The 25,044-nt window shown below is 66.1% G+C and carries 23 protein-coding genes; 17 read left to right on the forward strand and 6 right to left on the reverse strand.

All coding sequences use genetic code 11. The features are described 5' to 3' along the window. Positions 1 to 56 precede the first annotated feature (56 nt). From ACTDXD_RS22065 to ACTDXD_RS22075, 3 genes are all read left to right on the forward strand, one after another. Positions 57 to 1,682, forward strand: coding sequence for an AMP-binding protein (locus tag ACTDXD_RS22065; RefSeq protein WP_440124345.1), 1,626 nt, complete (start codon positions 57 to 59; stop codon positions 1,680 to 1,682). An 87-nt stretch (positions 1,683 to 1,769) separates the two neighbouring features. Next, positions 1,770 to 2,627 (forward strand): type I methionyl aminopeptidase, encoded by an 858-nt coding sequence (map, locus tag ACTDXD_RS22070; protein WP_440124346.1) that lies wholly within the window; start codon positions 1,770 to 1,772, stop codon positions 2,625 to 2,627. Positions 2,628 to 2,805: 178 nt separating this feature from the next. Beyond that, positions 2,806 to 3,372, forward strand: a complete 567-nt coding sequence (locus tag ACTDXD_RS22075) for an alpha/beta fold hydrolase (RefSeq protein ID WP_440124347.1) — start codon at positions 2,806 to 2,808, stop codon at positions 3,370 to 3,372. 79 nt (positions 3,373 to 3,451) lie between these two features. Here the strand turns inward: ACTDXD_RS22075 and mtr are convergent, their stop codons facing one another. Then, positions 3,452 to 4,825, reverse strand: coding sequence for a mycothione reductase (gene mtr, locus ACTDXD_RS22080; protein ID WP_440124348.1), 1,374 nt, complete (start codon positions 4,823 to 4,825; stop codon positions 3,452 to 3,454). Beyond that, positions 4,822 to 5,877, reverse strand: coding sequence for an alpha/beta hydrolase (locus ACTDXD_RS22085; protein WP_440124349.1), 1,056 nt, complete (start codon positions 5,875 to 5,877; stop codon positions 4,822 to 4,824). Before ACTDXD_RS22085 ends, mtr begins: the two co-directional genes overlap by 4 nt. A gap of 215 nt (positions 5,878 to 6,092) precedes the next feature. Between ACTDXD_RS22085 and mqo the strand changes: the two genes are divergently transcribed. The 3 genes from mqo to ACTDXD_RS22100 all read left to right on the forward strand — a co-directional run bounded on the left by mqo (position 6,093) and on the right by ACTDXD_RS22100 (position 10,413). After that, positions 6,093 to 7,619 (forward strand): malate dehydrogenase (quinone), encoded by a 1,527-nt coding sequence (gene mqo, locus ACTDXD_RS22090; protein WP_440124350.1) that lies wholly within the window; start codon positions 6,093 to 6,095, stop codon positions 7,617 to 7,619. 90 nt (positions 7,620 to 7,709) lie between these two features. Then, positions 7,710 to 8,942, forward strand: a complete 1,233-nt coding sequence (gene cobA, locus ACTDXD_RS22095) for a uroporphyrinogen-III C-methyltransferase (RefSeq protein WP_440124351.1) — start codon at positions 7,710 to 7,712, stop codon at positions 8,940 to 8,942. Positions 8,943 to 8,964: 22 nt separating this feature from the next. After that, positions 8,965 to 10,413: an MFS transporter gene (locus ACTDXD_RS22100; protein WP_440127749.1), complete on the forward strand. Its 1,449-nt coding sequence runs from the start codon at positions 8,965 to 8,967 to the stop codon at positions 10,411 to 10,413. 51 nt (positions 10,414 to 10,464) lie between these two features. Here ACTDXD_RS22100 and yaaA read toward each other — a convergent pair whose 3' ends face one another. After that, positions 10,465 to 11,208, reverse strand: coding sequence for a peroxide stress protein YaaA (gene yaaA / locus ACTDXD_RS22105; protein WP_440124352.1), 744 nt, complete (start codon positions 11,206 to 11,208; stop codon positions 10,465 to 10,467). A gap of 54 nt (positions 11,209 to 11,262) precedes the next feature. Here yaaA and ACTDXD_RS22110 point away from each other — a divergent pair, with 54 nt between their 5' ends. Continuing rightward, entirely contained in the window at positions 11,263 to 13,005 is a 1,743-nt protein-coding gene (locus ACTDXD_RS22110) for a proline--tRNA ligase (protein ID WP_440124353.1), read from the forward strand. Positions 13,006 to 13,050: 45 nt separating this feature from the next. Further along, a complete protein-coding gene (locus tag ACTDXD_RS22115) occupies positions 13,051 to 13,704 on the forward strand; it encodes an O-methyltransferase (RefSeq protein ID WP_440124354.1) in 654 nt (217 codons plus the stop codon). Between the two features lie 35 nt (positions 13,705 to 13,739). Here the strand turns inward: ACTDXD_RS22115 and ACTDXD_RS22120 are convergent, their stop codons facing one another. Further along, positions 13,740 to 14,174, reverse strand: a complete 435-nt coding sequence (locus tag ACTDXD_RS22120; RefSeq protein WP_440124355.1) for a VOC family protein — start codon at positions 14,172 to 14,174, stop codon at positions 13,740 to 13,742. A gap of 252 nt (positions 14,175 to 14,426) precedes the next feature. Here ACTDXD_RS22120 and ACTDXD_RS22125 point away from each other — a divergent pair, with 252 nt between their 5' ends. Then, complete coding sequence (locus ACTDXD_RS22125) at positions 14,427 to 15,620, forward strand: serine hydrolase domain-containing protein (protein ID WP_440124356.1); 1,194 nt, start codon at positions 14,427 to 14,429, stop codon at positions 15,618 to 15,620. 25 nt (positions 15,621 to 15,645) lie between these two features. Here ACTDXD_RS22125 and ACTDXD_RS22130 read toward each other — a convergent pair whose 3' ends face one another. Beyond that, entirely contained in the window at positions 15,646 to 16,092 is a 447-nt protein-coding gene (locus tag ACTDXD_RS22130; RefSeq protein ID WP_440124357.1) for a ferritin-like domain-containing protein, read from the reverse strand. Next, positions 16,089 to 16,577, reverse strand: coding sequence for a hypothetical protein (locus ACTDXD_RS22135; protein WP_440124358.1), 489 nt, complete (start codon positions 16,575 to 16,577; stop codon positions 16,089 to 16,091). Before ACTDXD_RS22135 ends, ACTDXD_RS22130 begins: the two co-directional genes overlap by 4 nt. Positions 16,578 to 16,728: 151 nt before the next feature. Here ACTDXD_RS22135 and rimP point away from each other — a divergent pair, with 151 nt between their 5' ends. From rimP to ACTDXD_RS22175, 8 genes are all read left to right on the forward strand, one after another. Then, complete coding sequence (gene rimP, locus ACTDXD_RS22140; protein WP_440124359.1) at positions 16,729 to 17,346, forward strand: ribosome maturation factor RimP; 618 nt, start codon at positions 16,729 to 16,731, stop codon at positions 17,344 to 17,346. Next, positions 17,343 to 18,371 (forward strand): transcription termination factor NusA, encoded by a 1,029-nt coding sequence (gene nusA / locus ACTDXD_RS22145; RefSeq protein ID WP_440124360.1) that lies wholly within the window; start codon positions 17,343 to 17,345, stop codon positions 18,369 to 18,371. Before rimP ends, nusA begins: the two co-directional genes overlap by 4 nt. A gap of 44 nt (positions 18,372 to 18,415) precedes the next feature. Next, on the forward strand, positions 18,416 to 18,799 hold the full coding sequence (locus tag ACTDXD_RS22150) for a YlxR family protein (RefSeq protein WP_440124361.1): 384 nt from the start codon (positions 18,416 to 18,418) through the stop codon (positions 18,797 to 18,799). A 92-nt stretch (positions 18,800 to 18,891) separates the two neighbouring features. After that, positions 18,892 to 21,789, forward strand: a complete 2,898-nt coding sequence (infB, locus tag ACTDXD_RS22155; protein WP_440124362.1) for a translation initiation factor IF-2 — start codon at positions 18,892 to 18,894, stop codon at positions 21,787 to 21,789. Between the two features lie 87 nt (positions 21,790 to 21,876). Then, complete coding sequence (locus ACTDXD_RS22160; RefSeq protein ID WP_169688722.1) at positions 21,877 to 22,167, forward strand: DUF503 domain-containing protein; 291 nt, start codon at positions 21,877 to 21,879, stop codon at positions 22,165 to 22,167. Between the two features lie 61 nt (positions 22,168 to 22,228). Beyond that, positions 22,229 to 22,678, forward strand: a complete 450-nt coding sequence (gene rbfA, locus ACTDXD_RS22165) for a 30S ribosome-binding factor RbfA (RefSeq protein ID WP_169688723.1) — start codon at positions 22,229 to 22,231, stop codon at positions 22,676 to 22,678. A gap of 7 nt (positions 22,679 to 22,685) precedes the next feature. Further along, the gene (locus tag ACTDXD_RS22170; protein ID WP_440127750.1) at positions 22,686 to 23,678 is read left to right on the forward strand and encodes a DHH family phosphoesterase; all 993 of its coding nucleotides are present in this window, start codon (positions 22,686 to 22,688) and stop codon (positions 23,676 to 23,678) included. Beyond that, positions 23,678 to 25,042 carry an MATE family efflux transporter gene (locus ACTDXD_RS22175; RefSeq protein WP_440124363.1) on the forward strand — a complete coding sequence of 455 codons (1,365 nt, stop codon included), beginning with the start codon at positions 23,678 to 23,680 and terminating at the stop codon, positions 25,040 to 25,042. The genes ACTDXD_RS22170 and ACTDXD_RS22175 overlap by 1 nt, the downstream gene beginning before the upstream one ends. Positions 25,043 to 25,044 lie beyond the last annotated feature (2 nt).

Genomic DNA, 25,044 nt, shown 5'->3' on the forward strand with positions numbered 1-25,044 from the left:
GTGCCAGGGTCGAGTGGGCCCGGGCCCATGCCGATGCGCGACGAGAGGACGGACCGATGGCCGACACAGCAACCCGTGTGCAGGAGCTTCTGGACCGCTACGACACAGCCGACGCCACCGCTGCCCACTTGTTGTGCGACGACCACCCGGCCGATGCGGTGGCTTTCACAGTGATCGACGCCGATCTCGGATCGGTCGACCTGACCTACGGCGACCTGTCCGAGCGGTCGGCGCGATTCGCGGCGGCGCTTGCTGATCTCGGTGTGGAACCGGGCGATCATGTCGCCACTCTGATGGGCAAGTCCGCGGACCTCGTGGTCGCGCTGCTCGGCATCTGGCGTCGCGGTGCCGTGCACGTACCGCTGTTCACTGCGTTCGCGTCGCCCGCCATCGCCTTCCGACTCGGCGCGAGCGGCGCGAAGGTCGTTGTCGCGGACGGTGATCAGGTGGGCAAGCTCGCTCCCGGCGACGACATCCCTCACGATGCCCCGTGGCAGGTGATCGTCGCGGGTGACGGGGACGGTGTCGGTCTGGACTTCGCCGAGCTCGTCGAATCCCATTCCGCACACGATCCGCGAGGTGAGGCGGTGGCGGTGGGTGGCGACGGAGGCCTCGTCCAGCTCTTCACGTCGGGCACCACCGGCACTCCCAAAGGCGTGCCGGTGCCGGTCAAGGCCCTCGCCTCGTTCCACGCCTACCTCGAATTCGGTCTCGACGTCCGTGAGGACGATGTGTTCTGGAACGCGGCAGATCCGGGTTGGGCGTACGGGTTGTACTACGCACTTCTCGGGCCCTTGGCCGCGGGTCGGCGGAGCCTGCTGCTGCACGCCGGGTTCTCCCCGGCCCTCACCTGGCAGGTGCTCGACACGTTCGGCGTCACCAACTTCGCGGCAGCGCCGACGGTGTATCGATCATTGCGAGCGGACTCGGCTCCGCATACCAGGATCCGCCTGCGTCGGGCGTCATCGGCGGGGGAGCCGCTTACTCCCGACGTACTGGCCTGGTCGCGCGAGGAACTCGGCGTGGTGGTGCGCGATCAGTACGGTCAGACCGAGCACGGCATGTTCGTCGTCGATGCGTGGGCCGACGACCTCCGCGAGGATGTGCCGGAGCGATCGATGGGAAAGCCGTTGCCGGGATGGACCTGCGCGGTGTTGCGCGACGACAACGACGATATCGCCGCACCCGGCGAGCTCGGCCGCGTGGCGATCGACGTCGAGAAGAGCCCTCTGGTGTGGTTCACCGGATATGTCGATGCACCCGACAAGACTGCGACCCGATTCACCGATGACGGTCGCTGGTACCTGACCGGCGATGCCGGCAAAATCGACGAAAACGGCTTCTACTTCTTTTCCTCGCGCGACGACGACGTCATCATCATGGCCGGTTACCGTATCGGACCTTTCGACGTCGAATCCGTGCTGGTGATGCATCCGGACGTGGTCGAGGCGGCGGTCGTCGGACTACCCGACGAGTTGCGCGGTGAGGTCCTCGAGGCCTTCGTCGTGCTCCGCGACGGTGTCGACGGCGACGATGCACTCGAAGCGGACCTGCAGCGGCTCGTGAAGAAGAAGTTCGCGGCACACGCCTATCCTCGAGTTGTCCATTTCGTTCCTCACCTGCCCAAGACTCCGAGCGGCAAGGTGCAGCGGTTCCTGTTGCGGCAGGGAAGCACGTCGTGATCGGCGAGAGACGGTCGGTGGATCGCTGAGCGAGGGTGTGAGGGGCGTGAGCCGCTGGCGGGGTCGGGGGCGACTAACCTGGAACGCATGTCTACCCGTGCCCCGCTCGTCCCAGGAACCCCGACCCCCATCCGCGAGGTCCCCAAGTCCATCGAGCGCCCTGAGTACGTCTGGAAGCCCACGGCGAACGAAGGCAACGAGCCGTGGGTGCAGACTCCGGAGACGATCGAGAAGATGCGTGTTGCATCGAAGATCGCGGCGCAGGCGCTCGTCGAGGCAGGCAAGGCGGTCGCCCCCGGCGTGACGACCGATGAGATCGACCGCATCGCACACGAATTCATGTGCGATCACGGCTCCTACCCGTCCGACCTCGGGTACCGCGGGTTCTCGAAGTCGGTGTGCGTGTCGCTCAACGAGGTGATCTGCCACGGAATTCCGGACACCACCGTGATCGAGGACGGAGATATCGTCAATATCGACGTGACCGCCTACATCCACGGTGTGCATGGCGACACCAACGCCACCTTCCTGGCGGGAGACGTGTCCGAGGAGGCGCGACTGCTCGTCGAGCGCACGCGTGAGGCGACGATGCGCGCGATCAAGGCGGTCAAGCCCGGCCGGGCGCTCAACGTCATCGGCCGGGTCATCGAGTCGTATGCCAACCGGTTCGGATACGGCGTGGTTCGCGACTTCACCGGCCACGGTATCGGCGAGACATTCCACAACGGGTTGGTGATCCTGCACTACGATCGTCCCGACATCGACACGATCATCGAGCCGGGCATGGTGTTCACCATCGAGCCGATGATCAACCTCGGCACCCCGGACTACGAGATCTGGGACGACGGCTGGACCGTGGTCACCAAGGATCGCAAGTGGAGCGCCCAGTTCGAGCACACGCTCGTCGTCACCGAAAACGGTAGCGAGATCCTCACTCTGCCCTGAGTGGAGCGTCCGTCACGAATCGAGCTAGAGGATCCGGCAGGGAAGGTTCCGCCCCTGTCGGTCGATGTGAGATCGAGGTGATGTCGGTCTGCTCCGCACTCGTGCACTCGATCAGGAAACCGCGTCGGGCGGGTGCAATGCCGGAAGTGGGATGCTCCGGCGTGTAGCGTTTGCGCGCATGGAAACCAGGACGGTGAGCGCCCCAGGGGGGAGCGTTCGGGTGCATGTCGGGGGGCCCGACAGTCGGCATACGGTGCTGTTGCTTCCCGACGCGGGAGAGTCTGCGCAGGTGTACGACGTCGTGTGCGAGCGCCTGCACAACTCGGATCTTCGTACGATCGTCGTCGACGACATCGACGGTCTCGGCCCGGCCGACGTGTTCGCGATACTCGATGACCTGACTCTGCCGTGGGTGCATCTCGTGGGCAGCGGAGCAGGCGCCGAACTCGCGTGGGCGGTCGCGGCAGGCCGGTTCGGCCGGTTCGCGAGTCTCGTCGTCGCCGAACGCGGGCACCCGGCTGTCGAAGACGCCGAGGGCACCGTGCGAGATGCGTCGGCACCGGCCGCGGAGGTCCCGACGACCATCGTGATCGGGAGCGCCGCGCGGCGGGCGGAGGCCGATGGTTCGATGCGTTACGTCACCGGCGAGTTCCGCGTGGTCGAACTCGACGGCGTCGAGAACATCCCGGCGCACGCACCCGCAGATTTCGCGTCGGCGATCGCGCTGCGCACCGGAAGCTGGTAGTCGAAACGACGCCACCTCCCGGGTTCCGAAAGAACCGGGAGGAGGTGGCGTTCACCGGCCGGGTCCGAGACCGAGCCGATCAGAGACCGAGGAGGGCGTTCTCGACGAGCTCGGGCAGTGCCGGATGGATCCAGTACTGACCGGCAGCCATCTCCTGTGCTGTCAGCCCGAAGCTCATCGCCTGGATCAGTGGCTGGATCACGGTCGACGCCTGCGCCCCGATGATGTGCGCCCCGAGCAGTAGTCCAGTGGACCGATCGGCGATCAGCTTGCAGAAGCCCTCGGTGTCCTCCATTGCCCAGCCATACGCGACATCCCCGTAATTCTGGACCTTGACCGAGATGTCGTACCCCTCGGAACGGGCCTGTTCCTCGGTCAGTCCGACGGTCGCGATCTGCGGATCGGTGAAGACCGCCGCTGGCACGAAACGGTGATCCGAGCGTCGCAGGCCGGATATGTCGCCGCTCCACGCATCGTGGAGGAGGTTGTGCTGCACGACCCGGGCTTCGTGGTTTGCGACATGCTTGAGCTGGTACGACGACGACACGTCGCCGAGAGCGAACACGCCGCGCGCGGTGGTGCGCTGGAACTCGTCGACGACGATGCGGCCCTCGTCGTCCAGTTCGATCCCTGCCTTCGCCACATCGAGCAGGTCCCCATTGGGCTCGCGGCCGGTCGCTACCAACAGTGCGTCCCCGGACACCACGGTGCCGTCTCCGAGTTCCACCTCGACTCCGTCGCCGACGGGCCGGAACCAGCGTGCAGGAGCGGTCAGATGCACGTCCCACTTCTCGCGGGCCAGCGACGTGAAGCGCTCGGACACCTCGGTGTCGAGATGACGCAGCAGTGCGCCGCTGCGCGCGATCACCGACACTCGGGTACCGAGTGCCGAGAACACATGCGCAAACTCCATGGCAATGAATCCGGTACCGAGAATCACCAACGATTCGGGGAGCTTCGACAGACGCATGATGTTGTCGCTCGTGTAGTAACGCACGCCGCTGTCGAGAACGTTGCGGGGGACCGCCGCCCGTGAGCCCGCGGCCACGACCACCTGGTCGGCCGTGATGGCCTCGCCGGTTCCCGTGTCGATCGTGCGCTCACCGGTGAACCGGGCATGCCCGCCGTACACGGTGACGTTGTCGCAGTCCTCACGGCGGTAGCGCTCGCCGCCCGCAGCGATCGGATCGATGCGCCCGAACACGCGATCGACGATGTCGTTCCACCGCACGCCGTCGATCGAGGCATCGATGCCGTACTTGCCTGCGGTGCGCACAGTCCGTGCAACCTCGGCGGCGTAGACGTACATCTTGGTCGGGATGCACCCGACATTGAGACAGGTGCCGCCGAATGTGCCCTCTTCGAGGAGCGCGACGCGCTTGTCGTCGTAGCGTTCGTCGATGAGCGAGTTACCCGATCCGGTGCCGATGATCGCGAGGTCGTAGTGGGTCACGCATGCTCTCCCGTGGTTCGTTGCCGGGCGACGTCTGCCCGAGCGCCGGTCTCGTTGCCGGTCCTGTGACCGTCCAACCATTCCAGCCACAAGTCCAATTCCCGGAACGCCTCACCCAGGGGCCCGGGTGTGGAAAGGAACACATCGTGGCGAGCACCGTCGATGGGCACGATCGTCGTGCGGTTGCCGAGGCACCCCGCCCACCGGGCGATCTGCCGGACGTCGAGCACGGCGTCGACGGTGTCGATCGCCGGGTCGTACTTCGGTGCCGAACCGCTCTTACCCGAACGCAGGATGAGCGAGGGCACTCCGATATCGAGGCCGTGGTGCAGCTGCGCATGCCCCTGTCGGACTGCGCGGATCCATCCGAACCTGATCGGAAACCCGGTCAGCGGCTTCCAGTCGAGGTCATAGGTCCAGCCGCCCTGCTGCAGACTCGCCCCGTAGGTGTCGAGCTTCGGCCCGGGTATCGCGTCTTTGGGGCGGAGCCGCCCGATGAGGTCGATCGCTGCCGTGCCGACATTGCGCAGGTAGGACGGCCCCTGCAGGTCGAACCACGGACTGTTGAGAATCAGCCCCATCACTCCGGCTCCGCGAGCCCCGCCAGGGCCCCGCTCGAGACGGTCGAGCCACAGCGGAAGCACGAGACCGCCGGTGGAGTGGGCGGCGAGTAGGACATTCGCGATCGTCTCGACACCACCGGTCTCCTCACGCACGAGACGCAAGGCCTGATCGAGTTCGGAATCGTAGAACCTCAGATCGGTGACGAAGTGGGGGGTGTGCCCTTGCCCGCGCGAACGACCGCATTTGCGCAGGTCCAGGGCGTAGAATCGATATCCCTGTGCGGCGAAGTGCTCGGCCAGGTGCTGCTGGAAGAAGTAGTCGGTGAAACCGTGGACGTAGAGAACCGCACGATCGGGGAGATCGACGTCGTCCGGCTGGTACCGGACGAGTGTCGCACTGATCTGGCCTTCCCCGTCCGGGTCGGTGCCCAGAGGTAGACTGAGCTGCTGGTATCCGTCGCCGAGAATGTCGGGCTGCCAAGTTGTCACTATCACACTGTATTGGTGACCGAGGCAGGCGGAAGTGGGTACACAATTGGGTGAAGTGAAACGCCGGTCAACATCCGGGTAACCTGTTCGTCGCAGTCGGCACGATCGTGGTGATCTCGGTGTACGAGAGCGTCCATGTCCGTGTACGGGACACTCACGCGGGCGGACCACCACCGCGGCGGCGCGTGCGAACAGACAAGGAAGTCGATTTCCCAGTGTCAGAGAACGTAGAGGCGAAGACCGATGTAGTGCTCGTAGGCGCGGGCATTATGAGCGCGACCCTCGGAGCGCTGCTGCGTCAGCTGCAGCCGGAGTGGTCCATCACGGCGTTCGAGCGGCTCGACGCCGCTGCCGCGGAGAGCAGCGACCCGTGGAACAACGCCGGTACCGGGCACTCCGCCCTGTGTGAGCTCAACTACACCCCTGCCAAACCCGACGGCTCGGTCGACATCACCAAAGCGATCAACGTCAACGAGCAGTTCCAGGTTTCGCGCCAGTTCTGGGCTTACGCGATCGACAAGGGAATCCTGTCGGACCCGAAGAACTTCATCAACCCGATTCCGCATGTCAGCTTCGTGCACGGCGCCGACAACGTGAAGTACCTGCGCGCCCGCTACGACGCTCTCGCCGGACATCCGCTGTTCGCGGGCATGGAGTACTCCGAGAGCCCCGAATGGTTCTCCGAGCGCCTGCCGCTCATGGCCGAGGGCCGCGACTTCTCCGAACCGGTCGCACTGAACTGGACCGAGACCGGCACCGACGTCGATTTCGGTGCACTCACCAAGCAACTCGTGAACAACGTTGCCGCATCCGGTGGCACGGTGTTCTTCGGTCACGAGGTCACCAACCTCTCCAAGCAGTCCGACGGCAGCTGGATCGTCAAGGTTCGCAATCGCCGGACCGGGGACACCCGCAAGGTTCACGCAAAGTTCGTGTTCGTCGGTGCGGGTGGCGGGGCGCTGCACCTGCTTCAGAAGTCGGGTATAGCCGAAGCCAAGGGCTTCGGCGGATTCCCGGTGTCGGGTGCCTTCCTGCGTTGCACCAACCCCGACGTCATCGCACGGCACAGCGCCAAGGTCTACGGTAAGGCCGCTGTCGGCGCGCCCCCCATGTCGGTGCCCCACCTCGACACCCGCGTGATCAACGGTGAGCAGGGCTTGCTCTTCGGCCCGTACGCCGGCTGGTCACCGAAGTTCCTCAAGCAGGGCGGCGTGATGGACCTGCCCAAGTCGGTCAAGCCGAACAACCTCATGTCGATGCTCGGCGTGGGCATGACGGAGCTCGGTCTCGTCAAGTACCTCGTCAGCGAGCTCAGCCAGTCGCCCGCCGACCGCATCGTGACACTGTCCGAGTTCGCCCCGGAAGCCCGCCTCGAGGACTGGGAGCTCATCGTCGCCGGTCAGCGGGTGCAGGTCATCCGACGTAAGGGTGCGGGCGGGGTACTCGAATTCGGTACCGCAGTGGTCAACGCTGCCGACGGGACTATCGCGGGCCTCCTCGGTGCGTCGCCCGGAGCGTCCACCGCCGTCCCCGCGATGCTCGATGTACTCGAGCGGTGCTTCCCGCAGCTGTGGGCGGGATGGCAGTCGAAGCTGAAGGAAATGGTGCCCTCGCTGGGTGTCAAACTGTCCGACAACCCGGCCCTGTTCGAGCAGATGTGGGACTGGAGCACCAAGTCTCTCGAGCTCGACGTTGCATCCGACCCGGTGCCGACGGCTCCGGTTGAAGCTGCTGCTGTCTGACCCTCGCATACATCGTCACAGGCCGGTCCGCACCCAGTGGGGAGCGGACCGGCCTGTGTTCACATCGGACCGGAAAGTGGGGACCACCGAGTGCCAACCGAGAACGCCGACGAGACGAATTATCTCGTCGGCCTGAATCTGTCCGGACGCCGCGTCGTCGTGGTGGGAGGTGGTTCCGTTGCCCAGCGCAGACTCGGGCTGCTCGCCTCGTCGGGTGCGGACATCCACGTGGTGGCGCGCGCCGCGACGCCGGTGATCGAGAGCTTCGCGGCAAAGGGCCGGATCACCCTCGAACTCCGTGACTATGTCGACGGTGACCTCGACGGCGCGTGGTACGCAATGGCGTGCACCGACGAACCCGGCACCAACGCCGCGATCGTCGAGGAAGCCGAACGGCGCAGGGTGTTCTGTGTTCGCGCCGACAATGCGCGCGAGGGAAGTGCAGTGACGCCGGCAACGGCACAGCACGACGGACTGGCCATCGGTGTGTTGGCGGGAGGCGATCACCGGCGTTCCGCCTCCGTGCGCACTTCGATTCTCGATGCACTCGCAGGTTCGGGAGTCCTCGGGATCTCCGACCCCGGGGACAAACCGGTCGGTGTGGCGCTCGTCGGAGGTGGGCCTGGCGACCCGGACCTGATCACCGTCCGCGGCCGTCGACTGCTCGCGCAGGCCGATGTCGTTGTCGCCGACCATCTGGCGCCGCAGCCGCTCCTCGCCGAACTCGCCCCGCACGTCGAGGTGATCGACGCCGCGAAGCTGCCCTACGGACGGGCGATGGCGCAGCAGGCCATCAATGCCACCCTCGTCGACCGCGCGAAGGCCGGGAAGTTCGTGGTGCGGCTCAAGGGCGGCGATCCGTACGTGTTCGGTCGCGGTTTCGAAGAACTCGAAGCGTGTGCAGAGGCAGGTGTGCCGGTAACGGTCGTGCCGGGTATCACCAGCGCGATCTCGGTGCCGTCCGCCGCGGGAATCCCCGTCACCCACCGCGGGGTGACCCACGAGTTCGTGGTGGTCAGCGGTCATGTCGCACCCGGTCATCCGGATTCGCTGACCGATTGGGGCGCGCTCGCGAAGCTTCGGGGAACCCTCGTGCTGCTGATGGCCGTCGCGCGCATCGAGCAGTTCGCCGACGCCCTCATCGCCGGGGGACGTCCCTCCGACACCCCAGTGGCGGTTGTGCAGGAAGGAACTCTGCGAAGCCAGCGAGTTCTACGCGCCGACCTCGCGACAGTCGCTGCACGCGTCGACGAGGAGGACATCCGCCCGCCCGCGATCATCGTGATAGGCCCGGTTGCCGGATTCACGACGGAAGGTGCGTGACGTGACCGATACGTCGAGACAGATGACCACCCGCGCGGTCGCCATCGCGATGCTCGTCCTGAGCGGACTCCAGCTCATGGTTGTGCTCGACGGCACCGTCGCGAACCTCGCGCTCGCACCGTTGCAGTCCGAATTCGGAATGTCCGACTCCGGTCGCAACTGGGTCCTCACCGCGTACGCACTGGCCTTCGGTGGCCTGATGCTGCTCGGCGGTCGCCTCGGCGACAGTTACGGTCGCAAGAAGATGTTCATCGCCGGCGTCTCGATCTTCACACTCGCTTCGCTGTTGTGCGGCATCGCGAGCAACGACGTGATGCTCATCGGCTCGCGAGCCCTGCAGGGTGTGGGCGCAGCGGTCGCATCACCCACCGCTCTTGCACTGGTGGCGACGACATTCGCGGCGGGCCCCGCGCGCAACCGGGCGATCGCGGTGTTCGCGGCGATGACAGGTGTCGGATCCATCGCGGGTCTGATCCTCGGAGGCGCGCTCACCCAGGTGTCGTGGCGATGGATCTTCCTGATCAACGTGCCGATCGGTGTGCTCATCGTGGTGCTCGCGGTGGTCTCGCTCCGGGAGACCGCGGGTGAGCGGCTCGCCCTCGACATACCCGGGGCGATTCTCGCGACGCTGGGATGCACAGGGCTGGTGTTCGCCTTGACCGAGGGGCCCAGCTTGGGGTGGGGAAGTTACGCGGTGATCGGCGCACTCGTTGCCGGTGTCGTGCTGCTCGGAGCATTCCTGCTGGTCGAGCGTCGCGCCGAGAATCCGCTTCTGCCGTTCGTGTTGTTCCGCAACAAGGACCGTGTTGCGGTGTTCGTATCGATTTTCTTCGCGGGCGCGGTGATGTTCAGTCTTGCCGCATTCGTTGCCCTGTTCGTGCAGGACGTGCTCGGCTACACCCCGCTTCAGGCCGGCCTCGCGTTCGTTCCGTTCGCCTTCGGGCTCGGTGGGGCGGCTGCGGTGGCGTCGAAACTGGTTGCGCGGATCCAGCCGCGCTGGCTGGTCGTCACGGGCACGGCCATCGTGGCTGTGAGCCTGGTGTACGGGTCGGGGATGAGTCAGGACGTCGCGTACTTTCCGACCCTGTTCATCCTCGTGCTCGTCGTCGGGTTCGGTGTCGGGCTCTCTTCGGTGCCGCTGCCGTTGTGCGCGATCGCCGGTGTGGGCTCGCACGAGATCGGGCCACTGTCGGCGATCGCGCAGGTCGCCCAGACGCTCGGAGGTCCCGTGGGGCTCGGCATCATCGGTTCGCTCGCGACGTCGAGGGCGTTGTCGCTCGGCGGCACATCCGGCCCGGTCACCGCTATGACCGACGCGCAGCTCGCGGCCCAAGGAGAGGGCTACCTGTTCGCTCTCTTCGGCTGCGCGGTGTGCGCGGTCATCGCGGGTATCGCGGCGCTGTTCATCCGGTTCACTCCTGAACAGGTCGCACAGGCACAGGAAGCCGAGAAGGCAGCCCAGACGATCTGAGATCTCGGCACATACGCGACCCCGCCCCTCCAGGAGCGGGGTCGCTGCGCGTCAGGTCAAGACGATCAATTCGGTCGGCGACGCGACCTCGACCCGCAACCCGGCCTTCGATGCAACCCGTGCCACACCCTTGATATCCGTCGGCTCGGCGCGCGTGAGCACCAGAGCTCGGGCAAGCAGTCCCTTGTGGTGCTTGTTGAAGTGGCTGACCACCTTGCGGGTGCCGTTGGGTTGTTCGGTGAGCACTGTGGCCGTCACGGCACCGGGTATCGGACCGAGCTGCTGATAGATGCCCGACCGCAGATCGACCACGAGATCCCCGTCCGCCTCCGCGACGATCGCGTCGGACAACTCCGGTCGCCACAGTGCCGCGAGTGTCCCGAAACCGGGCAGTTTCGATCCGCCCGACAGCCGGTAGGCGGGCACCGGATCGGCGGCACGGATCGCCCCGAAGAGTGCGGACCCGATGCCCAGTCGCCGATAGGCCTTGTCACGCTGTGTCCTGGTGAAGGCACCGGCGTCGAGCGCGTCGAACAACACTCCCGTGTAGCGGAAGAGTGCGGGCGTGGTCGGGGAGACCCACAGTTTTGCGTTCCGCTCGACCTCGTCGAACTGAGTGGCACCCAATCCGAGGGCCCGGGCCGACGCCTCCGGATCTGCTGCGAGGTCGACGAGGGCATGTACGAGGAGTTCGCGTGTCTCGGTCAGTGGCGGCATCGACAGGTCCCCGAGATCGAGTGGGGCGCCGTCGCCGCCCTCGGACTTCGTCTCGGACGGGGGGAGAAGTACCAGCACAAACGACAACCGTACCGATCGGGCGGAACGGGTCGCGAGGTAGGCTGACCGATCGTGATCACCCGCATGTCGCACCTGTTCCTCCGCACGCTCCGCGACGACCCCGCAGACGCCGAGGTCGCCAGCCACAAGTTGCTCGTCCGCGCCGGCTACGTCCGGCGCGTCGCGCCAGGTGTGTACTCATGGCTGCCGCTGGGCCTGAAAGTGCTGCGGCAGGTGGAACGGGTCGTCCGCGAAGAGATGAACAGCTTCGGCGCGCAAGAGATCTCTTTGCCTGCGCTCCTGCCGCGTGATCCCTACGAAACCACGAATCGCTGGACCGAGTACGGCGACGCACTCTTCCGTCTCGAGGACCGTAAGGGCGGTGATTACCTCCTCGGACCCACTCACGAAGAGATGTTCGCGCTCACCGTCAAGGGCGAATACAACTCGTACAAGGACTTCCCGGTCACTCTGTACCAGATCCAGACCAAGTACCGCGACGAGGAACGACCGCGTGCCGGCATCCTGCGTGGCCGTGAGTTCACGATGAAGGATTCGTACAGCTTCGACCTCACCGACGAAGGGCTCGCAGAGTCGTACCGTGCCCACCGCGACGCCTACGAACGGATCTTCGCGCGTCTCGGTGTGAAGTACGTGATCGTGTCTGCGACGTCCGGTGCAATGGGTGGGAGCGCGTCCGAGGAGTTCCTCGCCGACTCGCCCGCGGGCGAGGACACCTATGTGCGGTGCGTCGAATCCGGTTACGCGGCGAACGTCGAGGCCGTGAAGACGCTGGCACCGGCACCCATTCCGGTCGAGGGCCAGCCCGACGCGATCGTCCACGACACCCCGGACACTCCCACGATCGACACCCTTGTCACGGCCTCCTCGCAGATCCTCGGCCGCGAGGTAGCTGCCTCCGAGACGCTCAAGAACATTCTCGTGAAGGTCCGGCAGCCCGGTGGCGAGTGGGAACTGCTCGGTATCGGTGTCCCCGGCGACCGTGAGATCGACGACAAGCGTCTCGAGGCGTCTCTGGAACCGGCCGAATTCGCGCTGCTCGACGAAGCCGACTTCGCCGCGAACCCGTACCTCGTCAAGGGCTATATCGGTCCCAAGGCCCTGCAGGCCAACGGGGTGCGTTATCTCGTCGACCCCCGCGTGGTCGACGGCACCTCCTGGATTACCGGCGCAGACGAGCACGGGAAGCACGTGTTCGGACTCGTTGCAGGCCGCGACTTCACGGCGGACGGCACGATCGAGGCGGCCGAAGTGCGCGACGGCGACCCGTCGCCCGACGGTGCGGGCCCGCTCGTTGCCGCCCGTGGCATCGAGATCGGCCACGTTTTCCAACTCGGCCGCAAGTACACCGACGCATTCGAGGTGAACGTTCTCGGTGAGAACGGCAAGCCGGTGCGCCCCACCATGGGCTCCTACGGAATCGGTGTCTCACGACTCGTTGCCGTGGTCGCCGAGCAGCAGCACGACGACAAAGGTTTGCGCTGGCCCGCGGAAATCGCACCGTTCGACGTGCATCTCGTAATCGCGAACAAGGACGAGGCAGCCCGCGCGGGTGCGGAAGCACTCGCGCAGGAACTCTCCGATGCCGGTGTCGATCTGTTGTTCGACGACCGCAAGGCATCTCCCGGTGTGAAGTTCAAGGACTCCGAATTGCTCGGAATGCCGCTCGTCGTCGTGGTCGGCCGTGGTTTTGCTGACGGACATGTCGAATTGCGCGACCGTTTCACCGGAGAGGCCCGGGAGGTGCCGGTCGATGACGCGGTGAGCGAAGTTCTCGCAGCGACCCGCCGCTGAGGCCGGACGGCTGCCGATGAGGGGGCTGCAGGGGAGACTGTGTTCATGGCTTCTGACTGGGAACGCACAGACACCTATCTCTCCGAACTCCTCATCGGCAACGACCGTGCCACAGAGGCCGCTCTCGTAGCGAACGCCGACGCAGGCCTGCCCGCCATCGACGTCTCGCGCATGCAGGGCAAGTTCCTGCACCTGCTCGCGCGAGCGATGGGTGCGCGGGCAATTCTCGAGATCGGCACCCTGGGCGGATACAGCACGACGTGGCTCGCCCGTGCCGTCGGTGACGAAGGACGGGTGGTCACACTCGAATTCGAGCCCCGCCACGCCGAGGTTGCCCGCGCGAACCTGGACCATGCCGGCGTCGGCGGAGTCGTCGACATCCGTATCGGACCGGCGCTGGAGTCGTTGCCGCAGATCGAGGGCCCATTCGATCTTGTGTTCATCGATGCGGACAAGGAGAACAACTCGAACTACGTGCGAGAGGCACTGCGGCTCACTCGACCGGGCAGCGTCATCATCGTCGACAACATCGTGCGCGGCGGTGCGATCGCAGATCCTGATCACGACGACGAACGGGTCCGCGCATCACGCGACGTCCTCGCTCTGTTCGCCGCCGAGCCGCGCCTCGACGCGACTGCGCTCCAGACGGTGGGTTCGAAGGGCTGGGACGGTTTCGCAATGGCACTGGTCGTCGACTGACGGCGGCGGGCATCGACCGGCGGCACGCCGAATGATCAGGGTGCGCCGAAGACCACGTCCCCGGTGTAGCCGATCATCCACTGCACTCCGTATTTGTCGGTGCACATACCGAAGCGCTCGGCCCATTCCACCTGCCCCAGTGGCATGGACACCTCACCGCCCGCAGACAGCCCTTCGAATACGCGGTCGGCTTCCTCGGCGCTCTCGGCATCGATCGAGATAGCGAAGTTGGTTCCGACAGTGACGGTGCCCATTGTCTCGGGGACATCGGACCCCATGAGCATTCTGTCGCCCATCGGGAGGGCGACATGTGCGACGCCGTTCATCTGTTCCTCGGTCAGTTCCATGTCGCCGGTATCCATGTCGCTGAAGCGGGCCAGGCGTAGTTCGCCGCCGAAAACGGATTGATAGAAGGTGAATGCCTCTTCGGTGTTTCCATTGAAATTCAGGTATGGGTCGACTGATTTCATGGTGTGCTCCCATTTGCTGTACAGAGGGTCACGCAATCTCGCAGTCTAGTGCGTCGGTGCGCGTACAACGGGGCAAACGACGTCGGCCCGACCCTTCGGGGATGTGCTGCTGTCGTCTGCGGCGTGTACTGCACACCGCAACGGCGAGTTCGATGGGGCGAACCGCCTGTACGAACCTCGCGGGAGCGTCATGCTGAATGCGCGCTTGTTGTCCCAGTGCTCGAGTGGACTACACGAACCGGGTGATGTCACATGACCATCGACCTGCATTACCCGCCGCGAATCTCGCGCCCGCTGATGAATTTCGTTTCCGCGATGACCATCGTCGTGCTCTCCGTAGCGTGCTCGACGTCCCCGCCTGCTGCACACACGGATGCTCCGCCGGCCTCGGTCACCCGTCCGGTTGCGCCGGAGGACTCACTCGCCGATCCGCTCCGGACGGCGCTGCAGGACGCGCTGGATCGGACGGTGACCGAATACGGGGTGCCCGGCGCTGCAGTCGGAGTGTGGCTTCCGGACGAAGGCGCGTGGACAGCGGTGGTCGGCGCGGCCGACATCGAGGACGACGTTGCCGTCACCACCGAAATGACCTGGCCATTGCGGAGTATCACCAAGTCGTACACCGTCACCCTCATCCTCCAGTTGGTGGACGAGGGAGTGATCGGCCTGGACGACACGATCGGCCGGTATGTCGGCGGTGTCACGGGCGGTGACACGATCACCCTCAGAGAACTCGCCGGGATGTCCAGCGGCAACGCCGACTACACCGGCGAGCGATTCGTCGAGGTGTTCTCCGAGGATCCTTCGAAGATCTTCACGCTCGACGAATTGAACGGCTTCGTGCTGGGGCAACCCGCGCAGTTCGCGCCCGGTGCTGAGAAGGTCTACACCAACGCCAACACCAATCTGCTGGGCGCGGTCGTCGAAAAGGTGACGGGGCGACAGTTCGCCGACGTACTGGACGAACGGATCCTCGGACCGCTCGGATTGACGAACACCGCGTACGTCGTCGACGCCTCCCTGTGGGCCGATCCGCATCCGGTCGGATACGCGCAGGGAGCAGGAGAACTCGAGGAACAGCCCGACAACCTGTCCATCTTCGGCCCCGCCGGGTCGATGATCAGTACTCTCGACGATGGTCGAGTGTGGGGTGAGGTCCTCGCGACCGGTACGTTGCTGCAGCCGGAAACCCAAGCCGAGCGGCAAGAAGGTGCGCCACTCGATGAGGGCCCGCCGTACGACATCTACGCTCTCGGAATCGGCGAAACGGCGGGGTGGTGGGGACACAACGGTGAGGGTCTCGGTTTCACTGCGGCCCTGTTCCACAATCCCGAGTCGGGGGCGACCGTCGTCGTCTTCATGAACGAGTCCGACATCGTGCCGAAAGCACACCCCGCAGATCAGCTGTTCCGCCGGATCGCCGAGATCCTCGGGTCGGAACGATAACCGGCCGGCGCGTTCGATCGGATTCTCAGGGCCTGCCGGGAAACGGCACCGTTGCCGGGATGATGCCGAGGTGCGTTCGCCACCGCGCGGCACGTAGGGCTGTGTCGGTGAGCGCCTCGATCGCGGTCGTTCGAGTCGGTTCGCTCCGTGCTCGCTCGGCCACCGAGCGCCAGGCGACGGCGGTGTCGCTCTCGATCTGCAGCGCGAGCTGTGCGGCACCGGCAGCGTCGACGACTGGAAACGGGACCGTGTATCCGGGTGCCGCGACCGGCGGTTCGACACCGACAGCGATCAGTGCATCGCTCGTGGCATCACGGCGAGCACGGTGCGCAGCGGTGTCGTTCGCCACGTCGTCGGCGCGCGCAGGGTCCGCGAATGCAGACACGATGCCGTATCCGAAGACAGCGGAGTGTTCTGCCGCCAGGGCATCGACCAAGGATTGCTGCTCGGAGCCGAGCTCGGGGGAGGTCACGGCAGCAACACCGCCGTCTGGACGGCGCACGCGGCACTGATGGACGCGAGCATGCCAGCACGGTATCCCTGCAGTGTACGACCGGTGTCGGCTGCGCCGCGCTGCGACTGTCCCAGGCGTTCGCGCAGCAACTCGACCGTGGGCGTTTCGCCGATCGTGGAGGTCGTGGACGGTGGAGGGGTGTAGCTCGTCGTGGCACCTGCCGCGCGAGCGATCTCGGCTTCGAGCGCGTCGGCGTGCGCAGTGCGTTCGGAACTGATCGTGGTCAGTGGTTCGGCGAGGTCGGGGGTGAGAGCAACCAGGGCGGTCGCAGTCGACGCGTCGGCGCGGGCACGTGCGGCCTGGGCGAAGAGCGGATCCGGTTCGTTCTCACTGTCGTCGGTGGTTCCGCACCCGGTGGCAGCCGCCATCGAGAGTCCTCCCGCCGCAGCCGCGCACCAGCGCAACAGGGTTCGTCGGGGCATCGCGGATCGCGTCACTGGCATCGGCACCGGACCATCCTGCCAGCCGGGTGTGACGGATATCGACCCCGGGCTGGTCACGGAGCGGCGAAATGCACGTTAGGCTGGATATCTGCCGGCCGTCCGTCCGGCCGCTGTCCGCTGCGATCACAACTGAACGAGGAGCCCGCTCACCATGCCTGTGCCACCCCCGGAGAGGATCGTCGAGCTCGTCACGGATCTTCTCGACAACGAGGGCTACGACCTCGAGGACGTGGTCGTGACCGCCGCCGGAAAGCACAGCACTGTTCGCCTGATGGTCGACAGCGACTCGGGGCTCGGACTCGACGAGGCAGCACGCCTGAGCCGCCTGGTGTCCGATGCGTTCGATTCCGTCTCCGATTTCGGGGAGTCCCCTTACGTCCTCGAAGTGACGAGTCCGGGCATCGGAAGGCCGCTCACACTCGCTCGGCATTGGAGACGCGCACAGGGGCGCAAGGCTCGGATCGAGACGGCCGCCGAGACGTTCGTCGCCCGGATCGGCGAGCTCGTCGGCGACACCATTCGGGTGGTGGTGTCCGACAAGCAAGGCCCGTTCATTCGGTCGTTGTCGCTGTCCGACGTGCAAAAGGCAGTGGTCGAGATCGAGTTCTCACCCCCCAACGCGCGGGAACTGGAATTGGCCGGTGGACTCCCGGACGGGCGGGTGCAGGCCGGCGAGATCGACGAGAACGCGGTCGGCGAAGACGCCACTGACGACGAGAACACGGTGGACGACGGCACCGAAAGCAACGAACTGAGGATGGACAAGTGAATATCGAAATTGCGGCTCTGCGGATGCTGGAGTCGGAGAAGAACATTCCGTTCGACGAGCTCATCGAAACGCTCGAGACGGCCTTGCTCACCGCGTACCGGCATGTCGACGGACACCAACCGCACGCCCGCGTCGTGGTCGACGTCAAGACCGGAGCGATTCAGGTGCTCGCCGAAGAGCGCGACGAGGACGGCAACATCATCGCCGAATGGGACGATACCCCGGAGAACTTCGGGCGGATCGCGGCGACGACCGCCCGGCAGGTGATCATGCAGCGTATCCGCGACGCGGAACACGAACAGCGGTTCGGCGAGTTCTCCACCCACGAGGGCGAGATCGTCAGTGGCGTCGTCCAGCGCGACTCCCGTGCCAACGCTCGCGGCATGGTGGTGGTCAAGATCGGTGGCGACACCAGCGCCACCGAGGGGCTGATTCCACCGGCCGAGCAGGTGCCGGGGGAGAGCTACGAGCACGGCGACCGGATCAAGTGCTATGTCGTCGGGGTCTCGCGCGGTCAGCGTGGACCGCAGATCACGTTGTCGCGCACCCACCCCAATCTGGTTCGCCGGCTGTTCGCTCTCGAAGTTCCCGAGATCGCCGACGAGTCCGTCGAGATCGTCGCGGTCGCGAGGGAGTCCGGGCACCGATCGAAGATCGCGGTGCACTCGGTCGTACCCGGGCTCAACGCGAAGGGCGCGTGCATCGGGCCCATGGGTCAGCGGGTGCGCAATGTGATGCGCGAACTCGGTGAAGAGAAGATCGACATCATCGACTTCGACGAGGATCCCGCGAAGTTCGTCGGCAACGCACTGTCGCCGTCGAAGGTGGTTTCCGTCACGGTCGTGGACCCGGATGCGCGCGCTGCACGGGTGGTCGTGCCCGATTTCCAGTTGTCACTCGCGATCGGCAAGGAAGGGCAAAACGCGCGTCTCGCAGCACGCCTGACGGGATGGCGAATCGACATCCGCAGCGACGCCGCGCCCCTCGAAGTCGACGGCGCAGGCGATCCCCCGACAGGCAGGTGAAAGTGGAATGCGGGATTTCGGGCAAAACAGCGGTACAGTGGTCGATGGTTCAGCATGACCTGCCCTCCATCGGCCCTGAGCGCACCCGTCCGGTGCGCACGTGCGTCGGATGTCGGCAGCGAACGCTGGCTGCCGAACTGCTGAGGATCGTGGCGCGAGGCTCGAAGCCGGAAGGTTTCGTCGTCGTACCCGATCCGGGGCGCAGGCTTCCCGGGCGAGGTGCGTGGATGCATCCCACCGCGGAGTGTCTGGATCTGGCCGTTCGGCGTCGAGCATTCGGCAGAGCACTGAAGGTGTCCGGAGGTCCGGATATCTCAGCGCTGGATCAGCTGGTCGGGTCCATGGAGGAGAGGTCGCACAGCAACCTCGACGACGGGACACCAACAGTGACATCGAACTCTGAGAAGAACAGGCACGAACACTCATGAGCACACCGTGAAGCACCAGCGATGAACGTCCATCGGAGATAACCCGAGGTCGTGCGGGCATTGGCCGCTCGACCTCATCAGTGAGGAGAGCAGTGGCAGGCAAGGCCCGCGTGCACGAGTTGGCAAAAGAACTCGGTGTCACAAGTAAGGAACTACTCGCAAAGCTCAAGGAGCAAGGCGAGTTCGTGAAATCAGCGTCCTCGACGGTGGAGCCCCCCGTGGCCCGCCGTCTTCGCGAGTCGTTCGGCAAGGCGCAGAGCACCGACGCGCCGGCCGCAAAGGCCGCACCCACCCCCGGCCCCCGTCCCGGCGCACCGCGCCCGGGACCACGCCCGGCAGCGCCGACGCCTGCAGCCCCGGCTCCCGCGCCTGCGGCTCCGGCACAGGAAGCAGCGGCGAAGGAAACCCCCGCGGCGCCGACCCCTTCGGCACGCCCGAAGCCCGGCGCCCCCAAGCCTGCAGCTCCGGCACCCGCGCCTCCGGCTCCGGCTCCGGCCGCGAAGAGCGCTGCACCGGCGGAAGGGCAGGCTCCCGCTCCAACGCCGGCACCGAAGCCTGCGACGCCGGGTCCCAAGCCCGCTCCGCGTCCGGGTCCGAAGTCCCCGCGCGTCGGTAACAACCCGTACTCGTCTGCTCCTGCAGAGCGGCCCGCTCCGCGTCCCGCAGGCCCCCGTCCGGGTCCTGGCGGACCTCGTCCGACTCCCGGCCAGGGTGGCCCCCGTCCGACTCCCGGTCAGGGACGTCCAGCGGCCGGTGGCCAGCGTCCGGCACCGGGTCAGGGCGGTCCCCGTCCGGCTCCCGGACAGGGTGGACCTCGTCCGTCCCCCGGCTCCATGCCTCCCCGTCCGAACCCGGGTGCGATGCCGCAGCGTGCTGCACGCCCGGCTGCTTCCGGTCGTCCGGGTCGTCCGGGCGGCGCGCCCGGGGGTCGTCCCGGCGGTGGTGGCGGCGGCTACCGCGGTGGCGGTGCCGGTGGTGGCGCAGGCGGCGGCGCGGGCGCCGGTGCAGGTGCTCCCGGTGGCTTCCGCGGTCGTCCCGGTGGCGGTGGCGGCGGTGGCCGCGGACGCGGCGGTGCAGCCGGTGCGTTCGGTCGTCCAGGTGGCGCTCCGCGTCGTGGCCGCAAGTCGAAGCGGCAGAAGCGGCAGGAATACGATTCCATGCAGGCGCCCGCTGTCGGCGGCGTGCGGTTGCCGCGCGGCAGCGGTGAGACCATTCGTCTCGCCCGCGGAGCATCGTTGTCCGACTTCGCGGAGAAGATCGATGCGAATCCGGCAGCACTCGTGCAGGCGTTGTTCAACCTCGGCGAGATGGTCACCGCCACTCAGTCGGTGAACGACGAGACCCTCGAGCTGCTCGGCTCGGAGATGAACTATGTCGTGCAGGTCGTCTCGCCCGAGGACGAGGACCGCGAACTGCTCGAGTCGTTCGACATCCAGTACGGCCAGGACGAGGGCGGCGAGGAGGACCTTCAGCAGCGTCCGCCGGTGGTCACCGTCATGGGCCACGTCGACCACGGTAAGACCCGACTGCTCGACACGATCCGTAAGGAGAACGTCGGCGAGGGCGAGGCCGGTGGCATCACGCAGCACATCGGTGCCTACCAGGTCATGACGCACCTCAACGGTGAAGACCGCCTGATCACGTTCATCGACACGCCGGGCCACGAAGCGTTCACCGCCATGCGTGCCCGCGGCGCCAAGTCGACGGACATCGCGATTCTCGTGGTCGCAGCCGACGACGGTGTCATGCCGCAGACGGTCGAGGCGATCAACCACGCCCAGGCGGCCGACGTGCCGATCGTGGTCGCGGTCAACAAGATCGACAAGGAGGGTGCGAACCCTCAGAAGATCCGTCAGCAGCTCACCGAGTACGGGCTGGTCACCGAGGAGTACGGCGGCGACACCATGTTCGTCGACATCTCCGCCAAGCAGGGTCTCAACATCGACCAGCTGCTCGAGGCCGTGCTGCTCACCGCAGACGCGTCTCTCGATCTGCGGGCGAATCCCGACATGGAGGCGCAGGGCGTCGCCATCGAGGCCCACCTCGACCGCGGTCGCGGTCCGGTCGCGACGGTGCTCGTTCAGCGCGGCACCCTGCGGGTCGGCGACTCCATCGTTGCCGGCGATGCGTACGGCCGCGTTCGTCGCATGGTCGACGAGCACGGTGAGGACGTCCTCGAAGCGTTCCCGTCGCGTCCGGTTCAGGTCATCGGCTTCACGTCCGTGCCCGGCGCCGGCGACAATCTCGTCGTCGTCGACGAGGACCGCATCGCCCGGCAGATCGCCGACCGGCGCAATGCGCGCAAGCGCAATGCGCTGGCCGCCAGGAGCCGCAAGCGGATCAGCCTCGAAGATCTCGACGCCGCTCTCAAGGAGCACAACGAGCTCAACCTCATCCTCAAGGGCGACAACTCCGGTACCGTCGAGGCCCTCGAAGAGGCCCTCATGGGTATCCAGATCGACGACGAGGTGCGCCTGCGGGTCATCGACCGCGGTGTCGGTGGCGTCACCGAGACCAACGTCAACCTGGCGTCCGCATCGAACGCCGTGATCATCGGCTTCAATGTCCGCGCCGAGGGCAAGGCGACGGAGCTGGCGAACCGCGAGGGCGTCGATATCCGCTACTACTCGATCATCTACCAGGCGATCGACGAGGTGGAGAAGGCTCTCAAGGGCATGCTCAAGCCGATCTACGAGGAGGTCGAGCTCGGCCGCGCTGAGATCCGCGCGATCTTCAAGTCGTCGAAGGTCGGCAACATCGCCGGTTGCCTCGTGCAGTCGGGGATTGTCAAGCGCAACGCCAAGGCACGTCTGCTCCGCGACAACAACGTGGTTGCGGAGACCGTCACGATCTCCTCGCTGCGGCGTGAGAAGGACGACGTCGTAGAGGTGCGTGAGGGCTACGAATGTGGTCTGACGATCACCTACTCCGACATCAAGGTCGGCGACGTGATCGAGGCCTACGAGTTGCGCGAGAAGCCGCGCGACTGACATATCTCGGCCGGTGGCGGTGGACGACCATGTCGTCCGCCGCCACGGGCGTGTCGAGAGATCAGCATCCGACGGGGAAGGTCGACGATGTATCTGGGAGCGCTCGAACTGGACATTCTCCTGGGTGACGTCCATTCGCTCAAGGGCAAGCGATCGTTGATCAAGCCGGTGCTCGCCGAGTTGCGTCGCCTGGGTGTATCTGCATCGGAGACCGGCGACCAAGATCTGCATCGACGAACGAAACTCGGTGTGGCGGTGGCCGCACCCGATCTTGCGCACGTACGGGAGATACTCGACAAGTGTGAGCGTCTCGCCGCGGATCGCCCGGAACTGGAGTTGCTTTCCACCAGACGAAGAGTGTTCGGTCCGGAAGACTGACGGTCCGAAACAACACAGAGAGTGGTCGCCGGAGACCGGCGACCGAGGAGGAACGAACGACATGGCCGATCCAGCACGCGCGCGTCGCCTTGCGAAGCGCATCTCCACTATCGTGGCTACCGCGATCGACCATGAGATCAAGGATCCACGGCTCGAATTCATCACCATCACCGACGCGAAGGTCACGCCCGATCTGCATGACGCGACGGTCTACTACACCGTGCGCGGCGCCGATCTGAATACCGAGCCGGACCTCGAGTCGGCAGCCGCAGGGCTCGAGAAGGCCAAGGGGATCCTCCGATCGAAGGTCGGTGCGGCAACCGGTGTCCGGTTCACCCCGACACTGACGTTCGCCACCGACACCGTGCCGGATACCGCCCGTCACATGGAAGAACTCCTCGCGCGGGCGCGTGCGGCGGACGACGAAGTGGCACGGGCACGAGAGGGAGCGGTACCGGCCGGTGACTCCGACCCGTACAAGGAACCTCGCGAACGTGACGACGACGAATAGCGGCCCCATGCCCGACTTCGAAACGTCGACCGCCCCCGGCGGCGCAGTCGATCTCGACGGTGCCGTCGCGTTGCTCTCTGCTGCGCAGACAGTGACTGTGCTGTGCCACGTCCAACCCGACGCCGACACTCTCGGTAGCGGGCTGGCCCTCGGCCTCGCACTCGAGCGACGAGGAGTTCCCGTGCAGGTGGCGTTTGCGGCGCCGGACACGGTACCCAAATCGATGCGAAGCCTGCCGGGCGTCCATCTCGTCGTCGCCGCGGAGCAAGTCCGGGACGAGGTAGACCTGCTCGTTGCCGTGGACTGCGGCACGGCCGGTCGTCTCGGCAGCTTGCGGACCCGTCTCGAGGGTGCTCGGAACTCGCTGGTCATCGATCACCACCGATCGAACACCCGATTCGGGACCCACAACCTCATCGATGCGGACGCCGAGGCCACCGCGGCAGTCCTCGCTGACATATTCGACGCGTGGTGCGTCGAGATCGACGCGGATATCGCCCACTGCCTGTTCGCTGGTCTCGCCACCGACACCGGATCCTTCCGATGGGTGCGCCCGGGTACGCACTCGCTTGCGGAGCGCCTGCTCGCGACCGGGATCGACGGTGCGAACATCACCCGTACGCTTCTCGACACCCACCCGTTCGGCTGGTTGCCGATGCTGTCGTCGGTCCTGTCGTCCGCGACCCTGATACCCGAGGCCGCGAACGATCGAGGACTGGTGTACGCCCTGGTGCGTCGTGCGGACTCTTCCCATCTCGGCGCCGAAGAGATCGAAAGCGTCATCGACATCGTGCGCACCACGCTGGAAGCAGAGGTTGCGGCGGTGTTCAAGGAAGTCGGTCCGCAGGAATGGACGGTCTCGTTGCGTTCCAAGCGCGATGTGGACGTCTCACTCGTGGCGACCACCCTCGGAGGCGGCGGACATCGATTTGCGTCCGGGTACACCGCACTCGGCGACTCCGAGGAGATCGTCGCTGCCCTTCGCGCTGCGCTCGGGTGATGGCGTCGGTCGAATCCACGACCCCACGCGACGTCTCCGGGCGGCGGATCCTCGGACTCGCGCTGCCCGCGCTCGGAGTGCTGGCGGCAGAGCCCCTCTACCTGCTGTTCGACATCGCGGTCGTGGGACGACTCGGTGCACTTCCGCTCGCCGGACTGGCGATCGGTGGTCTCGTTCTTGCCCAGGTCACGACGCAGTTGACCTTCCTGTCGTACGGGACGACAGCCCGGGCGGCGCGGTTCCACGGTGCCGGTCGGCGCGACGACGCCGTCACGGAAGGGATCCAGGCCACCTGGCTCGCGGTCTGTGTCGGTGCCGTGATCGTCGTGGTCGGCCAGTTGCTTGCCGCCCCGGTCGCGAGCCTGATCGCCGGTGACGAGGAGATCGCGGCTGCCGCGGTGTCCTGGCTGCGTGTCGCGCTGTTCGGTGCACCACTGATCCTCATCAGCCTGGCGGGTAACGGGTGGATGCGAGGTGTGCAGGACACCGCGCGGCCCTTGCGGTATGTGGTGCTGGGATTGGGGCTCTCGGCGGCATTGTGTCCGATTCTGGTCCACGGTCTGCTCGGTGCTCCACGTTGGGAGCTCGTCGGCTCCGCGGTTGCCAACGTTGTGGGGCAGTTCGTTGCGGCAACGCTGTTCGTGGTGGCGCTGGTGCGTTCAGGGGTGTCGCGCCGGCCGCGCCGTGCTGTGATCGTCGCCCAGTTGCAACTCGGTCGCGACCTCATCGCCCGGAGCCTGGCGTTCCAGGCGTGCTTCCTGTCGGCAGCCGCGGTCGCAGCGCGGTTCGGTGCCGCTGCGGTCGCGGGGCACCAGGTGGTCCTGCAGTTGTGGAACTTCGTCACGCTCGCCCTCGACTCACTTGCCATCGCCGCACAGGCACTCGTCGGGGCCGCACTCGGTGCCAAGGACACCCGCGGTGCAACTCGGATTGCCTGGCGAGTGACGGCGTGGTCCGCCCTGTTCGCAATGGCTCTGGCCGTGCTCTTCCTTGCGGGGCGGACGCTGCTCCCCGGTCTGTTCACTGCAGACGCCGCGGTACTCGATCAGATCGAGATCGCATGGTGGTTCTTCGTCGCGATCATCCCGCTGGCCGGGGTCGTATTCGCGCTCGACGGAGTACTACTCGGTGCAGGCGACGCCGCATTCCTTCGTACCGCGACACTTGCCGCCGCATTGCTGGGATTCCTCCCTCTGATCTGGTGCTCGCTCGCCTTCGACTGGGGCCTCGCGGGAATCTGGACGGGGCTTACGGTGTTCATCGTGTTTCGGATGATTGCCGTCGTGTGGCGCACTCTGTCGGGGCGCTGGGTAGTGACGGGCGCGGACCGACAGGTCCACGCAGGCGACGGAACGGGAGGATAGAA

The organism is Rhodococcus sp. SJ-3 (assembly GCF_051918125.1).
In the GTDB taxonomy this organism is placed as follows: domain Bacteria; phylum Actinomycetota; class Actinomycetes; order Mycobacteriales; family Mycobacteriaceae; genus Rhodococcus.

Excerpts from the sequence above, each read along its gene's own strand:
- ACTDXD_RS22100 (WP_440127749.1), top strand. The coding sequence starts at position 8,965 with ATGACCACCCGCGCGGTCGCCATCGCGATGCTCGTCCTGAGCGGACTC.
- rbfA (WP_169688723.1), top strand. The coding sequence starts at position 22,229 with ATGGCCGATCCAGCACGCGCGCGTCGCCTTGCGAAGCGCATCTCCACT.
- rimP (WP_440124359.1), top strand. The coding sequence starts at position 16,729 with ATGCCTGTGCCACCCCCGGAGAGGATCGTCGAGCTCGTCACGGATCTT.
- ACTDXD_RS22150 (WP_440124361.1), top strand. The coding sequence starts at position 18,416 with ATGGTTCAGCATGACCTGCCCTCCATCGGCCCTGAGCGCACCCGTCCG.
- ACTDXD_RS22125 (WP_440124356.1), top strand. The coding sequence starts at position 14,427 with ATGACCATCGACCTGCATTACCCGCCGCGAATCTCGCGCCCGCTGATG.
- ACTDXD_RS22135 (WP_440124358.1), bottom strand. The coding sequence starts at position 16,577 with ATGCCAGTGACGCGATCCGCGATGCCCCGACGAACCCTGTTGCGCTGG.
- ACTDXD_RS22175 (WP_440124363.1), top strand. The coding sequence starts at position 23,678 with ATGGCGTCGGTCGAATCCACGACCCCACGCGACGTCTCCGGGCGGCGG.
- ACTDXD_RS22120 (WP_440124355.1), bottom strand. The coding sequence starts at position 14,174 with ATGAAATCAGTCGACCCATACCTGAATTTCAATGGAAACACCGAAGAG.
- ACTDXD_RS22065 (WP_440124345.1), top strand. The coding sequence starts at position 57 with ATGGCCGACACAGCAACCCGTGTGCAGGAGCTTCTGGACCGCTACGAC.
- ACTDXD_RS22115 (WP_440124354.1), top strand. The coding sequence starts at position 13,051 with ATGGCTTCTGACTGGGAACGCACAGACACCTATCTCTCCGAACTCCTC.
- map (WP_440124346.1), top strand. The coding sequence starts at position 1,770 with ATGTCTACCCGTGCCCCGCTCGTCCCAGGAACCCCGACCCCCATCCGC.
- ACTDXD_RS22160 (WP_169688722.1), top strand. The coding sequence starts at position 21,877 with ATGTATCTGGGAGCGCTCGAACTGGACATTCTCCTGGGTGACGTCCAT.
- ACTDXD_RS22075 (WP_440124347.1), top strand. The coding sequence starts at position 2,806 with ATGGAAACCAGGACGGTGAGCGCCCCAGGGGGGAGCGTTCGGGTGCAT.
- ACTDXD_RS22170 (WP_440127750.1), top strand. The coding sequence starts at position 22,686 with ATGCCCGACTTCGAAACGTCGACCGCCCCCGGCGGCGCAGTCGATCTC.